The 12,318-nt window shown below is 57.2% G+C and carries 13 protein-coding genes; 8 read left to right on the top strand and 5 right to left on the bottom strand.

Annotated features, from left to right (window positions below; all coding sequences use genetic code 11):
• Positions 1–5 precede the first annotated feature (5 nt).
• Together ACE38U_RS00450 and ACE38U_RS00445 are read left to right on the top strand one after the other, a co-directional pair.
• Complete coding sequence (locus tag ACE38U_RS00450) at positions 6–746, top strand: SDR family NAD(P)-dependent oxidoreductase (protein WP_375528945.1); 741 nt, start codon at positions 6–8, stop codon at positions 744–746.
• Between the two features lie 13 nt (positions 747–759).
• Positions 760–969, top strand: a complete 210-nt coding sequence (locus tag ACE38U_RS00445) for a tautomerase family protein (protein WP_038482375.1) — start codon at positions 760–762, stop codon at positions 967–969.
• A 15-nt stretch (positions 970–984) separates the two neighbouring features.
• Here the strand turns inward: ACE38U_RS00445 and dauA are convergent, their stop codons facing one another.
• The 4 genes from dauA to lolB all read right to left on the bottom strand — a co-directional run bounded on the left by dauA (position 985) and on the right by lolB (position 5,349).
• A complete protein-coding gene (gene dauA, locus ACE38U_RS00440) occupies positions 985–2,679 on the bottom strand; it encodes a C4-dicarboxylic acid transporter DauA (RefSeq protein WP_375528944.1) in 1,695 nt (564 codons plus the stop codon).
• A gap of 104 nt (positions 2,680–2,783) precedes the next feature.
• On the bottom strand, positions 2,784–3,731 hold the full coding sequence (gene prs / locus ACE38U_RS00435) for a ribose-phosphate diphosphokinase (RefSeq protein WP_008454180.1): 948 nt from the start codon (positions 3,729–3,731) through the stop codon (positions 2,784–2,786).
• 125 nt (positions 3,732–3,856) lie between these two features.
• Positions 3,857–4,726 carry a 4-(cytidine 5'-diphospho)-2-C-methyl-D-erythritol kinase gene (gene ispE / locus ACE38U_RS00430; protein ID WP_038482384.1) on the bottom strand — a complete coding sequence of 290 codons (870 nt, stop codon included), beginning with the start codon at positions 4,724–4,726 and terminating at the stop codon, positions 3,857–3,859.
• Complete coding sequence (gene lolB, locus ACE38U_RS00425) at positions 4,726–5,349, bottom strand: lipoprotein insertase outer membrane protein LolB (RefSeq protein ID WP_375528943.1); 624 nt, start codon at positions 5,347–5,349, stop codon at positions 4,726–4,728. The genes ispE and lolB overlap by 1 nt, the downstream gene beginning before the upstream one ends.
• A 202-nt stretch (positions 5,350–5,551) precedes the next feature.
• Between lolB and hemA the strand changes: the two genes are divergently transcribed.
• The 6 genes from hemA to kdsA are packed head-to-tail and all read left to right on the top strand — an operon-like array spanning position 5,552 to position 10,858.
• A complete protein-coding gene (gene hemA / locus ACE38U_RS00420; RefSeq protein ID WP_375528942.1) occupies positions 5,552–6,808 on the top strand; it encodes a glutamyl-tRNA reductase in 1,257 nt (418 codons plus the stop codon).
• Positions 6,809–6,844: 36 nt separating this feature from the next.
• Positions 6,845–7,927 carry a peptide chain release factor 1 gene (gene prfA / locus ACE38U_RS00415; protein ID WP_375528941.1) on the top strand — a complete coding sequence of 361 codons (1,083 nt, stop codon included), beginning with the start codon at positions 6,845–6,847 and terminating at the stop codon, positions 7,925–7,927.
• Positions 7,927–8,757, top strand: coding sequence for a peptide chain release factor N(5)-glutamine methyltransferase (prmC, locus tag ACE38U_RS00410; protein ID WP_375528940.1), 831 nt, complete (start codon positions 7,927–7,929; stop codon positions 8,755–8,757). Before prfA ends, prmC begins: the two co-directional genes overlap by 1 nt.
• Positions 8,758–8,777: 20 nt before the next feature.
• The gene (locus ACE38U_RS00405; protein WP_038482397.1) at positions 8,778–9,167 is read left to right on the top strand and encodes a SirB2 family protein; all 390 of its coding nucleotides are present in this window, start codon (positions 8,778–8,780) and stop codon (positions 9,165–9,167) included.
• 2 nt (positions 9,168–9,169) lie between these two features.
• Complete coding sequence (gene sirB1 / locus ACE38U_RS00400) at positions 9,170–9,979, top strand: invasion regulator SirB1 (protein WP_038482399.1); 810 nt, start codon at positions 9,170–9,172, stop codon at positions 9,977–9,979.
• A gap of 24 nt (positions 9,980–10,003) precedes the next feature.
• Positions 10,004–10,858 (top strand): 3-deoxy-8-phosphooctulonate synthase, encoded by an 855-nt coding sequence (gene kdsA, locus ACE38U_RS00395; RefSeq protein WP_038482402.1) that lies wholly within the window; start codon positions 10,004–10,006, stop codon positions 10,856–10,858.
• A gap of 173 nt (positions 10,859–11,031) precedes the next feature.
• Here kdsA and chaA read toward each other — a convergent pair whose 3' ends face one another.
• A complete protein-coding gene (gene chaA / locus ACE38U_RS00390) occupies positions 11,032–12,135 on the bottom strand; it encodes a sodium-potassium/proton antiporter ChaA (RefSeq protein WP_038482405.1) in 1,104 nt (367 codons plus the stop codon).
• Positions 12,136–12,318: the final 183 nt, after the last annotated feature.

The following is a 12,318-nucleotide window of genomic DNA, read 5'->3' as shown; positions in this document are numbered from 1 at the left end:
ACATCATGAACTCAACCCCAACCGTTATTGTTACCGGCGCCTCAAGCGGTATTGGCCTGGCTATTGCGCAGGCTTACCTGGCGCGAGGCTACAATGTTGTCGGCAATGGCCGCACCCTGAAGCGCTTACAGACGGCGGCGGCAAGCCTGGGTAATCCGCAGAATTTTCTGCCGGTGGCCGGGGACATTGCGCTGAAGGCAACCGCAGAAACGCTGTTTAAGCAGGCTATCGCCGCTTTTGGACGTGTCGATATCCTGATTAATAACGCCGGGATCTTTATCCCGAAACCGGCGAGTGAGTACAGCGAGCAGGATATTGACGCGATGATTAACACCAACCTGAAAGGGTTCCTGTTTCCGTCCCAGCTCGCCGCCAGCCATATGAGCAAAAACAAAGCGGGGCATATAGTAAACATTACGGCAAGCGTGGCGATGCAGCCCAACGTCAAGGTGCCTGCTTTATTACCGGTGATGGTGAAGGGGGGCTTAAACCAGGCAACCCGGGCGCTGGCTTTAGAGCTGGCGGCGGATAATGTGCGGGTTAACGCCGTTGCGCCGGGGATTATCGAGACGCCGCTGCATAGCGATTACTCGGGTACTGCAGGTTTTCTCAGCACGCTGTCACCGAGCGGGAAAACCGGCAGCGTGCAGGATGTGGTGAACGCCGTGCTGTATCTGACGGATTCTGAATTTGTCAGCGGGACCGTCATGGCCGTCGACGGCGGCAGCACCGCTGGCGTGTGGTAACAGGAGAACCGCCATGCCTTACGTTAATATTCGCGTTACCCGGGAAGGCGTCAGCGCAGAGCAGAAGCTTGCGCTGATTGAGGGCGTGACCGATCTGCTGGAGCATGTGCTGAATAAAAAGCCTGCCGATACGTTTGTGGTTATCGACGAGGTCGACACCGACAACTGGGGCGTGAACCGTGAAAGCGTGACCAGCAGGCGGCGACGTGAGGCCGCTCAGTAGGCGTGAAACTGGCCGCTAGTCGGCGGCCAGTGCGGCCTGAACGTCAGGGAAGAAGGCCAGGCGGCCAGGTATCGGCCGTACGCCAGCCCGTGCGAGGGTGCGCAGCGGCTGGAATTCAAGGTTCGTCACCCGCAGCTCACAGCCTTCCGGCATTTTCTCTACAAACCGCTGGAAGGCATCCAGACCGCCCGCGTCGAGTACCGGCACCGCAGCCCACTGCAAAATAACCACGTGATGGCCCGGCACCTGCTGGCCTAGCTGAGTGAATAATCCTTCGGCAGCGGCAAAGAACAGCGGCCCGGTTACGCGCAGGGCAAGAACATCTTCAGGCGTATTCACGTTATTGAGCGGTGCGAGGCGGGTCATTCGGGCAATGCGGCGCATAAACAGCAGTGATGCCAGCACAATACCCACGCTGATGGCGATTACCATGTCAAACAGCACGGTCAGCGACATACAAATCAGCATCACGATGATGTCGTCTTTCGGCGCGCGGCGCAGCAGGTTCACGACTTTGTGCGCTTCGCTCATGTTCCACGCCACCATCAACAGTAGGGCGGCCATCGCCGAGAGCGGGAGCCAGGAAAGCAGAGGGGCAAGTGCCAGCAGCGCCAGGATAACCAGCAACGAGTGAATAATGGCGGCCACCGGCGAGGTAGCCCCGGCACGCACGTTAGCGGCAGAGCGGGCAATCGCGGCGGTGGCGGTAATGCCGCCGAAGAACGGAGCAATAATATTCCCCAGCCCCTGGCCAACCAGTTCGCTGTTAGCGTTATGTTTTGTGCCGGTCATGCCGTCCAGCACCACCGCGCAGAGCAACGATTCGATTGCGCCCAGCATTGCCATAGAGAATGCCGCAGGGAGCAGGGCGCTCAGCGAGTCCCAGCTCAGCGTAAAGTCCGAATTTGGCATGTTCCACGGCAGCATTAACTGAGGCAACAGCTGGGGGATGCCGTTCCCCTGGCTTCCGTCGGCAAGAACATAATGGAAGCGTGAACCAATGGTCGCCACGTCCCCGCCCAGAGAAGTCACGATAGCCATCACGGCACAGCCCGCCAGCAGCGCAGGCAGATGCCCCGGCAGGCGAATCCCCAGGCGAGGCCAGAAAATCAGCACCGCCAGGGTGACAATGCCAATGGCGGCATCCCCCATATTAACGGTGGGCATCGCCATCGCCAGCGCGGCGACTTTATTCAGGTAGTGCTCCGGCACGTGCTCCAGCGTCAGGCCGAAGAAGTCCTTCACCTGCATGGTGGCGATGGTAATGCCTATCCCGGAGGTAAAGCCCAGCGTTACCGACAGCGGGATGTACTCGATAAGTCGGCCAAAGCGCGCCAGCCCAAACAGGATCAGGAATATGCCGGACATCAGCGTGGCGACCAGCAGCCCCGCCAGCCCAAACTGCTGTGCGACCGGGTAGAGAATCACCACGAAGGCAGCGGTCGGGCCGGAGACGCTGAAGCGCGAACCGCCGCTGAGGGCAATGACAATCCCGGCGACGGCGGCCGTATACAGGCCATATTGCGGCGCGACGCCGCTGCCGATGGCCAGCGCCATTGCCAGAGGGATAGCAATTATCCCCACGGTCACGCCGGCGATAGCATCGCGGCTAAATCGGGACAGGGTGTACTTTTCGCGCCAGCAGGCGTCAATCAGGGCGCGGAAAGGCATTACGTGAGAAGAAGATACGGTTTTCACTTGTGATTCCATCCGTGAGCGCATCATCTGTCGTTCAGGCAGGTGAAGGAGGCATTGAAAAAGAGTAGTACAAAAACGAAAAAACCCGCCGCAGCGGGTTTTAAAAGCAACGTCGATCAGTGCTCGAACATTGCAGAGATAGATTCTTCGTTGCTGATACGACGAATAGCTTCCGCCAGCATCCCGGACAGGGTCAGGGTACGGACGTTTGGCAGGGCTTTGATTTCGTCAGACAGCGGGATGGTATCGCACACAATCACTTCGTCGATCACCGAGTTGCGCAGGTTGTGAACCGCGTTACCGGAGAAGATTGGGTGAGTAGCGTAGGCGAATACGCGTTTCGCGCCGCGTTCTTTCAGCGCTTCTGCTGCTTTACACAGGGTGCCGCCGGTATCGATCATGTCGTCAACCAGGACGCAGTCACGGCCGGACACGTCACCGATGATGTGCATAACCTGGGAAACGTTAGCGCGTGGGCGACGCTTGTCGATGATAGCCATATCGGTGTCGTTCAGCAGCTTGGCGATAGCACGGGCACGTACCACGCCGCCGATGTCCGGGGAAACCACGATTGGGTTTTCCAGGCCGATTTGCAGCATATCTTCCAGCAGAATTGGACTACCGAAGACGTTATCTACCGGGACGTCAAAGAAGCCCTGGATTTGTTCAGCGTGCAGGTCCACGGTGAGAACACGGTCAACCCCTACGCTTGAGAGGAAGTCAGCGACGACTTTCGCAGTGATTGGCACACGAGCGGAGCGCACGCGGCGGTCCTGACGAGCGTAGCCAAAGTAAGGGATAACAGCGGTGATACGACCTGCAGAAGCGCGGCGCAGGGCATCAACCATAACAACCAGTTCCATCAGGTTGTCGTTCGTTGGGGCACAGGTGGACTGGATGATGAAAATATCACCACCGCGTACATTTTCGTTGATTTGTACGCTTACTTCACCGTCGCTAAAGCGACCGACGGCGGCGTCACCAAGGGAGGTGTACAGGCGGTTGGCAATACGTTGTGCTAGTTCCGGGGTGGCGTTACCAGCAAAAAGCTTCATATCAGGCACGAGAAGAACCTCAGGCATGCGTCCAGTGGCGGATGGTTGCTACCGCATCATGTGCGGGCGGGGTAGCCCCCATCCAGGCGGTGTATTAAAGAGCACGATGCAACGTCTGAAACGAGGTGACGTTGTCACCAATGCCCAGCTTGCCCGGATATGGCCTGATGCAGCGGAGATCTATTAACGCCTCGCGCAACAAACCCATGCAGCCATTCCGGGGCTTGCTCAAGCACCTGCCGGGCGGCCTGCTCGGTGTCAAATTCAGCAAACACACAAGCGCCGGTGCCGGTCAGGCGCGACGGCGCGTATTCTAACAGCCAGGAAAGCGCTGCATCAACCTCGCGAAAACGTTTTCTTGCGATAACCTCACAATCGTTGCCAAATTCACATTTTAGCAACGTCGTAATTGACCTTATCGGTGCTTCGCGCGGCAGCTCAGGATCGCCAAAAATAAGCGGCGTCGGAATGCTGACGCCGGGATGGGCCACCAGGTACCATTTTTCTTCGGGCTCAACCGGCGTGAGAATTTCGCCTACGCCTTCGGCAAAGGCCGCGTGGCCCCTGACAAACACCGGTACGTCGGCGCCAAGGCGAATGCCCAGCGCGGCCAGCTCGTCTTCGCTGCAGCCGGTTTTCCAGAGAGCGTTTAGCGCAACCAGCACCGTTGCAGCGTTGGAGGAACCGCCGCCCAGGCCTCCGCCCATCGGCAGCCGCTTCTCAACACCCAAATCCGCGCCAGCACCAGCGGGCAGCGTGCCTTTCGCCGCGGCGTGCTCAACCAGCAGGCGGGCAGCACGTACAATCAGGTTTTCTTCATCTGGAACGCCGTCAATCGGCGTCACCAGCCGGATCACGCCGTCTTCCCGAGGTTCTATCGTTATCGTGTCGCCGTAGTCGAGAAACTGAAACAGCGTCTGCAGGTTGTGATAGCCATCCGCGCGACGGCCGGTGATATAAAGAAAAAGATTCAGTTTTGCAGGAGAAGGCCAACGAGAGATCATTATTTCACCGTCCAGCTGTCCATTTTCAGCTTGATGCGCTGGTCGCCTTCGCGCAGTTCCATATTGGAAGGCAGAGAAGGCTGGGTTTTGCTGTCGTAGTCGCTGTACACCACTTTCCAGGTTTTGCCGTCCTGGGTGTAGTTCACTTCGCGCAGGCGATACTGGTCGTCCAGCTTATAGTCGGTGGAGTCGCCCGGCAGGCCGAGGATCCACTGGCGCAGGCTGTTAAGCGGAATCGGCATCCCGGTCAGCTTGCCAATCATCTCTTCCGCGTCTTTCGCAATGTAGCGCTTGCCGTCGCGGTCGGTCAGTTGGACCTGGTCCGGCTGCGCGTTGAGCTCAAGCTCGGTGCTGCCGAGCGGGTTGGTCAACAGCAGGCGGTAGCGGTCTGGCGCAGTTTGCTGCCAGTTAAAGCGGGCATATACCTTTTGGCTATCGGAGAGATAAGCAAAAGCACCGCGCGTTTGATACTGGGTGATTTTTTGCACCTGTTGCTGGTGTTCTAACCACTGCGGCGAGTCAGGGCTCTTGCCCGGGCCGCTCGGTTGGTGGACTGAACAGGCGGCCAGTACCAGGCTGGCAAGGGGCAGAAGGCGCATCAGACGGGCTTTAGGCATCAACATAGCGGCAGCAAATCCTTAAATTCATTTTGGTGGTCAACCGTTCATGCTAGCGGGCGGGCGGCAGGGCGTCTACGGTCAAGTTGTCTTAAATCATAAATCATCCACTTACTCCGCAAGGGTAAGCTCTCTTTTATTGATTCGGCTCATCCTGTATGATGCGACCAGAAATCCTTATCAACATCGGTATTACTCAGACCGCTCCATGACCCTGTTAGCGCTAGGAATTAACCATAAAACGGCTCCAGTATCGCTGCGAGAACGCGTAACGTTTTCGCCGGACACGCTCGACCAGGCGTTGGGCAGCTTGCTGGCACAGCCCATGGTCCAGGGCGGGGTCGTGCTGTCGACCTGCAACAGAACCGAGCTGTACCTGAGCGTTGAACAACAGGAAAATCTGCACGAGCGGCTGGTTAGCTGGCTGTGCGAGTACCACAACCTCAACGAAGAGGAAGTGCGTAAAAGTCTCTACTGGCACCACGACAACGACGCCGTTAGCCATTTGATGCGCGTCGCGAGCGGCCTGGATTCGCTGGTTCTCGGCGAGCCGCAAATTCTCGGCCAGGTGAAAAAAGCTTTTGCCGATTCACAAAAAGGCCATTCGCGCTCCAGCGAGCTGGAACGCATGTTCCAGAAGTCCTTCTCCGTTGCCAAGCGAGTGCGCACCGAAACCGACATCGGCGCCAGCGCCGTTTCCGTCGCGTTTGCCGCCTGTACGCTGGCGCGGCAAATCTTTGAATCTCTTTCCTCGGTGACCGTCCTGCTGGTCGGCGCCGGGGAGACTATCGAACTGGTTGCCCGCCATCTGCGCGAGCATAAAGTTGAGAAGATGATTATCGCCAACCGTACCCGAGAACGCGCCCAGGTGCTGGCCGATGAGGTCGGGGCGGAAGTTATCAGCCTGAGCGATATCGACGAGCGCCTGGCGGATGCCGATATCATCATTAGCTCTACCGCCAGCCCGCTGCCTATTATTGGCAAAGGGATGATGGAGCGAGCGCTTAAAGCGCGTCGTAATCAGCCTATGCTGCTGGTGGACATCGCCGTTCCGCGTGATGTCGAACCGGAAGTGGGCAAACTTGCGAACGCCTATCTTTACAGCGTGGATGACCTGCAGGCCATTATTCAGAGCAACCTCGCGCAGCGTAAAGCGGCGGCGGTTGAGGCTGAAACCATCGTGGCGCAAGAATGCAGCGAGTTTATGGCCTGGCTGCGTGCGCAAAGCGCCTCCGAGACCATTCGCGAATACCGTAGCCAGGCAGAGCAGGTCAGAGATGACCTCGCTGCCAAAGCGCTGGCCGCCCTGCAGCAGGGTGGCGACGCGGAGTCCGTATTGCAGGATCTGGCCTGGAAACTGACCAATCGCCTGATCCATGCTCCAACCAAATCGCTCACGCAGGCCGCCCGTGACGGGGACGATGAACGCCTGCAAATCTTGCGTAACAGCCTCGGGCTGGATTAGCACACACAACTCTTATTACAAGGTGAACCACCGCCCATGAAGCCTTCTATTGTTGCCAAACTGGAAGCCTTGCAGGAGCGCCATGAAGAAGTTCAGGCCCTGCTTGGCGATGCATCGACCATTGCCGATCAGGACCGCTTTCGCGCTCTGTCTCGTGAATATGCCCAGTTAAGCGATGTATCGCGCTGTTTCCTGCAATGGCGCCAGGTACAGGCAGACATTGAAACCGCAGAAAGCATGCTTAGCGATCCGGAAATGCGCGAAATGGCGCAGGAAGAGCTGGCCGAAGCGAAAGCCAGCAGTGAAGAGCTGGAGCAGCAGCTTCAGGTGCTGTTGCTGCCAAAAGATCCCGACGATGAGCGCAATGCGTTTGTCGAAGTTCGTGCAGGTACCGGTGGGGACGAAGCTGCGCTGTTTGCCGGTGATTTGTTCCGTATGTACAGCCGTTATGCCGAGGCCCGCCGCTGGCGTGTCGAAATCATCAGTGCTAACGAAGGTGAACACGGCGGCTTTAAAGAGGTTATTGCTAAAATCAGCGGTGACGGCGTTTATGGTCGCCTGAAGTTTGAGTCCGGTGGCCATCGCGTGCAGCGCGTGCCGGCCACGGAATCCCAGGGGCGTATTCACACCTCCGCCTGTACCGTGGCGGTGATGCCTGAAATTCCTGAAGCGGAGCTGCCGGATATTAACCCGTCGGATCTGCGTATCGATACCTTCCGCTCCTCGGGCGCGGGCGGTCAGCACGTTAACACCACCGACTCTGCAATCCGTATTACCCACTTGCCTACCGGCATTGTGGTGGAGTGCCAGGACGAACGTTCCCAGCATAAAAACAAAGCGAAAGCGCTTTCTGTACTGGGCGCGCGTATTCGCGCTGCGGAAGTAGCAAAACGCCAGCTGGAAGAGGCGTCTACCCGCCGTAACCTGCTGGGCTCCGGCGACCGTTCTGACCGCAACCGTACCTACAACTTCCCGCAGGGCCGTGTGACCGACCACCGCATCAACCTGACGCTTTACCGTCTGGACGAGGTGATGGAAGGCAAAATCGATGCCCTGATCGAGCCGATTGTCCAGGAGTTCCAGGCCGATCAGCTCGCGGCGTTGTCCGAGCAGGATTAATGGAGTTTCAGCTATGGCTTCGCCAGGCCGTACAGCGCCTGGCGCAGAGCGAAAGCCCAAAGCGGGATGCGGAGATCCTGCTTGGGTTTGTCACAGGCAAAGCCCGCACGTTTATCCTCGCGTTTGGCGAAACAACGCTGACGCCCGTCCAGCAAAGTGAGCTTGAGGTTCTGTTGGTACGGCGCGAGCGCGGTGAGCCAGTGGCACATCTTGTGGGCGAGCGCGAGTTCTGGTCGCTGCCGCTGCGCGTCTCCCCGGTTACGCTTATTCCTCGTCCCGATACCGAATGCCTGGTCGAACACGCGTTAACCAGGCTGCCGGATACGCCATGCGCAATATTGGATCTTGGCACCGGTACAGGGGCGATTGCCCTGGCGCTGGCAAGCGAGCGTCCGGACTGCGAGGTAACGGCGCTGGATGTCGTGCCGGAGGCCGTGGCGTTGGCGCAATGGAACGCTGAAAATCTTGGCATAGCCAACGTCAGGGTGCTGCAAAGTCACTGGTTTAACGCCCTCGATGCTCAGCGTTTTGCGCTGATTGTCAGCAATCCGCCGTATATCGACGAAGCCGACCCGCACCTCAGTGAAGGCGATGTTCGCTTTGAGCCGAAAAGCGCGCTGGTGGCAGGCAATCATGGCCTGGCCGATTTAGATACGCTGGTTAACGATTCGCGCCGCTTTCTCGAACCCGGCGGCTGGCTGGTGCTGGAACATGGCTGGAAGCAGGGTGAAAGCGTGCGGCTGCTGCTGCGGGACGCGGGTTTTACCGAGGTTGCAACCTACAAAGATTATGGCGACAACGATCGCCTGACGTCAGGACGCTATCTTTGACTCATTAAGGAACAGACATTTTGGCGACTTATTTCTCACTTAAATATCTGCATATTTTCACCGTCGTTATTTCAATCAGCCTGTTTGTTTTACGCTACTGGTGGCAATATCGCGGGTCTGCGATGTCCGGCAAGCGCTGGGTGCGCATCGTACCTCATGTTAATGATACTCTGCTGTTAGTCAGCGGTTTTGCGCTGGTTGCTCTCACGCATTTCTATCCTTTTACGCCGCAGGGAACGTGGCTGACTGAAAAGCTGTTTGGCGTTATCATCTATATCGCTTTAGGTTTTATCGCGCTGGGTAAACGCCCGCGCAGCCAGCAGGTTCGTTGGTTTGCTTTCCTGCTGGGGCTGGTGGTGCTCTACATCATCATAAAACTCGCCACCACTAAAATACCGATATTGGGGTAAGTATGAAGTCGTTAGCCGATTTCGAATTTAATCAGGCACCGCTCTGCGAAGGCATGATTTTAGTCTCGCAGCTGATCCGGGATGATTTCCCGACCGCAGAAGTTGAAGCGCAGCTTAAGGGGCTGGTCAGCCTGGCAAAAGAAGAAATTTGCCAGGGGACACATCCCGACCTGCAGCTGGAAAAACTGCTGGAACTCTTTTACGGCGAATGGGGTTTTAAGGATTCAGGGGGCGTTTACCGCCTGTCCGATGCCCTGTGGCTGGATAACGTTTTAAAAAGCCGGCAGGGGAGCGCCGTCTCGCTTGGGGCGATACTGCTATGGATCGCCGGGCAGCTCGATATTCCGCTGATGCCAGTTATCTTCCCGACGCAGCTTATCCTGCGCGCCGACTGGATGGATGGCGAAATGTGGCTCATCAATCCGTTTAACGGCGACACGCTGGACGAGCACACGCTGGAAGTGTGGATCAAGGGCAATATTAACCCTACGGCCGAGCTGTTCGACGAAGATCTTGACGAGTCCGACAATGCGGAAGTTATCCGCAAGCTGCTCGACACGCTCAAGTCTGCGCTGATGGAAGAGCGGCAGATGGAGATGGCGCTGCGCGCCAGCGAAGTGCTGCTGCAGTTCAATCCGGAAGACCCCTACGAGATCCGCGACCGCGGCCTGATTTATGCGCAGCTGGACTGTGAACACGTGGCGCTCAGCGACTTAAGCTACTTTGTTGAGCAGTGCCCGGAAGATCCGATTAGCGAAATGATTAAGGCGCAAATCAACTCGATTGCGCACAAGCAGATTACCCTGCATTAAGTTCACACCTGATAAGGCGAACATATGAAACAAAAAGTGGTTAACATTGGTGATATCAACGTCGCAAACGACCTGCCGTTTGTGCTTTTTGGCGGCATGAACGTGCTTGAGTCTCGTGACCTGGCGATGCGCATCTGCGAGCATTACGTCACCGTGACCCAGAAGTTGGGTATCCCGTACGTGTTCAAAGCCTCTTTTGATAAAGCCAACCGTTCATCCATTCACTCTTACCGTGGCCCGGGCCTGGAAGAGGGGATGAAGATTTTCCAGGAGCTGAAGCAGACCTTCGGCGTGAAAGTCATCACCGACGTTCACGAAGCCAGCCAGGCCCAGCCGGTTGCCGAGGTGGTTGACGTTATTCAGCTGCCTGCATTCCTGGCGCGTCAGACCGATCTGGTTGAAGCGATGGCAAAAACCGGCGCGGTGATCAACGTGAAGAAGCCACAGTTCGTCAGCCCTGGCCAGATGGGCAACATCGTGGATAAGTTCGCGGAAGGCGGCAACGACAAAATTATTCTTTGCGATCGCGGCACGCAGTTCGGCTACGACAACCTGGTGGTCGACATGCTGGGCTTCAGCGTCATGAAGCAGGTTTCTAACGGTGCGCCGGTGATTTTCGACGTGACTCACGCCCTGCAATGCCGCGACCCGTTTGGCGCAGCGTCAAGCGGTCGTCGTGCTCAGGTCACCGAACTGGCTCGCGCCGGGATGGCGACCGGCCTGGCCGGCCTGTTCATTGAAGCGCACCCGGACCCGGACAACGCGCGCTGCGACGGGCCTTCCGCGCTGCCGCTGGCGAAGCTCGAAGCCTTCCTGAGCCAGATTAAAGCGATTGATGACCTGGTGAAGAACTTCGCGCCGCTGGATACCAGCCACTAATTGCTGCAAAAAAACAAAACCCGCTGCGGCGGGTTTTTTTATATTTGTTTCCCTCTCTTGAGGGAGGCAGTGAAATGCGTCTGTAGTGGCCTCTTGCCCTCACCCCGACCCTCTCCCACGTGGAGAGGGAGTAAACACTAAAGACTGCCTGTAAAGGCAGTCTTGCTGTTTACTTAGGCAAAAATTGTCATCAGATAGGCGGCGAACAGCGCCAGATGCGCGGTGCCGTTGAGCACGTTGGTGCGGCCGGTCGAGAATGAAATCTGGCAAAGCACCAGCGCCGCCAGCATGACCACCATCTGCGGCATGCCCAGCGCAAAGACCAGGTCGTTACCGGTGAACCAGGCAATCAGCGTCACCGCAGGCACCGTTAGCGAGATGGTGGCCAGCACCGAACCGAAGAACAGGTTCATCGCGCGCTGTACCTGGTTGCTCAATACCGCTCTTAGCGCGCCAAGGCCTTCCGGAGACAGAATCAGCAGGGCGACCAGGAAGCCGGTGAACTGCGCCGGTGCGTTCACGGCGTCCAGCAGGTGCTCAAGCGGGTTAGCGTTCATCTTGGTGACCGCGATAACCGCAATCAGGTGAACGATAAGCCAGACCGTGTGCCATGCGGAGCTGTGCGCCGAAGGCTTGCCGTGATGCGGGTCATCGCCGTCGCCTTCGTCTTCATGCTCGTACACAAACAGGCTCTGGTGCGTTTTCGTTTGAATAAGCAGGAACACGCCGTACATCGCAGCGGAAATCAATGCCACCAGCAGGGACTGGCCCAGTGAGAAGTTGCCGCCCGGCAGCGCCATTGGGAACACCAGCACGATCACCGCCAGCGGGAAGAGGGCAATCAGGTACTGCTTGATGCCAAACAGGTTCATGTACTGTGTGGCAAATTTACGGCCGCCCATCAGCAGGGAGAAGCCAACAAGGCCGCCGGTGACAATCATGATGATGGAATAGAGTGTGTCGCGCATCAGGGTTGGCGCGGCGTCGCCGGTGGCCATTAGCGCGGAAATCAGGCTGACTTCAAGAATCACGACCGACAGGCTCAGAATAAGTGAGCCGTACGGTTCACCCAGACGGTGCGCCAGCACGTCCGCGTGGCGTACAACGCTAAAGGCGCTGCTGAGTATGGCTACCAGAGCCAAAATATTGATGCCGACAACCGCCGGCAGGGACTGGCTTGACCCCCACATCGCCAGTACCGCCAGCGCGAGTACCGGGAAAATGAGAGAACTCTCCTTGTGGCGGGTTTTTACCGCCTCATGTTGTGTTTTTGTCATTCAACTTCTCCATCTCTGCAGGCGATAACCTGTTTTGATCATTATAGTCAGGTTTTTGAACCCGTATAAGTTAGCAAAAAATCGTTACTTTTGCTTAAAATTTACTTAGTTTTACGGCATTCTCGCGTAAAAAGTTCTAATGCACTAAAATGGTGAGTATTCTGAATTTAACTCATATAAAAC

The organism is Cedecea selenatireducens, assembly GCF_042138895.1.
Classification (GTDB): domain Bacteria; phylum Pseudomonadota; class Gammaproteobacteria; order Enterobacterales; family Enterobacteriaceae; genus Cedecea; species Cedecea selenatireducens.
Note: the sequence above shows the minus strand (reverse complement) of the source record. Positions and strands in the feature narration are given on the sequence as shown.

Excerpts from the sequence above, each read along its gene's own strand:
- prfA (WP_375528941.1), top strand. The coding sequence starts at position 6,845 with ATGAAGCCTTCTATTGTTGCCAAACTGGAAGCCTTGCAGGAGCGCCAT.
- chaA (WP_038482405.1), bottom strand. The coding sequence starts at position 12,135 with ATGACAAAAACACAACATGAGGCGGTAAAAACCCGCCACAAGGAGAGT.
- ispE (WP_038482384.1), bottom strand. The coding sequence starts at position 4,726 with ATGATCTCTCGTTGGCCTTCTCCTGCAAAACTGAATCTTTTTCTTTAT.
- ACE38U_RS00450 (WP_375528945.1), top strand. The coding sequence starts at position 6 with ATGAACTCAACCCCAACCGTTATTGTTACCGGCGCCTCAAGCGGTATT.
- hemA (WP_375528942.1), top strand. The coding sequence starts at position 5,552 with ATGACCCTGTTAGCGCTAGGAATTAACCATAAAACGGCTCCAGTATCG.
- lolB (WP_375528943.1), bottom strand. The coding sequence starts at position 5,349 with ATGTTGATGCCTAAAGCCCGTCTGATGCGCCTTCTGCCCCTTGCCAGC.
- sirB1 (WP_038482399.1), top strand. The coding sequence starts at position 9,170 with ATGAAGTCGTTAGCCGATTTCGAATTTAATCAGGCACCGCTCTGCGAA.
- dauA (WP_375528944.1), bottom strand. The coding sequence starts at position 2,679 with ATGGAATCACAAGTGAAAACCGTATCTTCTTCTCACGTAATGCCTTTC.
- prmC (WP_375528940.1), top strand. The coding sequence starts at position 7,927 with ATGGAGTTTCAGCTATGGCTTCGCCAGGCCGTACAGCGCCTGGCGCAG.
- ACE38U_RS00445 (WP_038482375.1), top strand. The coding sequence starts at position 760 with ATGCCTTACGTTAATATTCGCGTTACCCGGGAAGGCGTCAGCGCAGAG.
- kdsA (WP_038482402.1), top strand. The coding sequence starts at position 10,004 with ATGAAACAAAAAGTGGTTAACATTGGTGATATCAACGTCGCAAACGAC.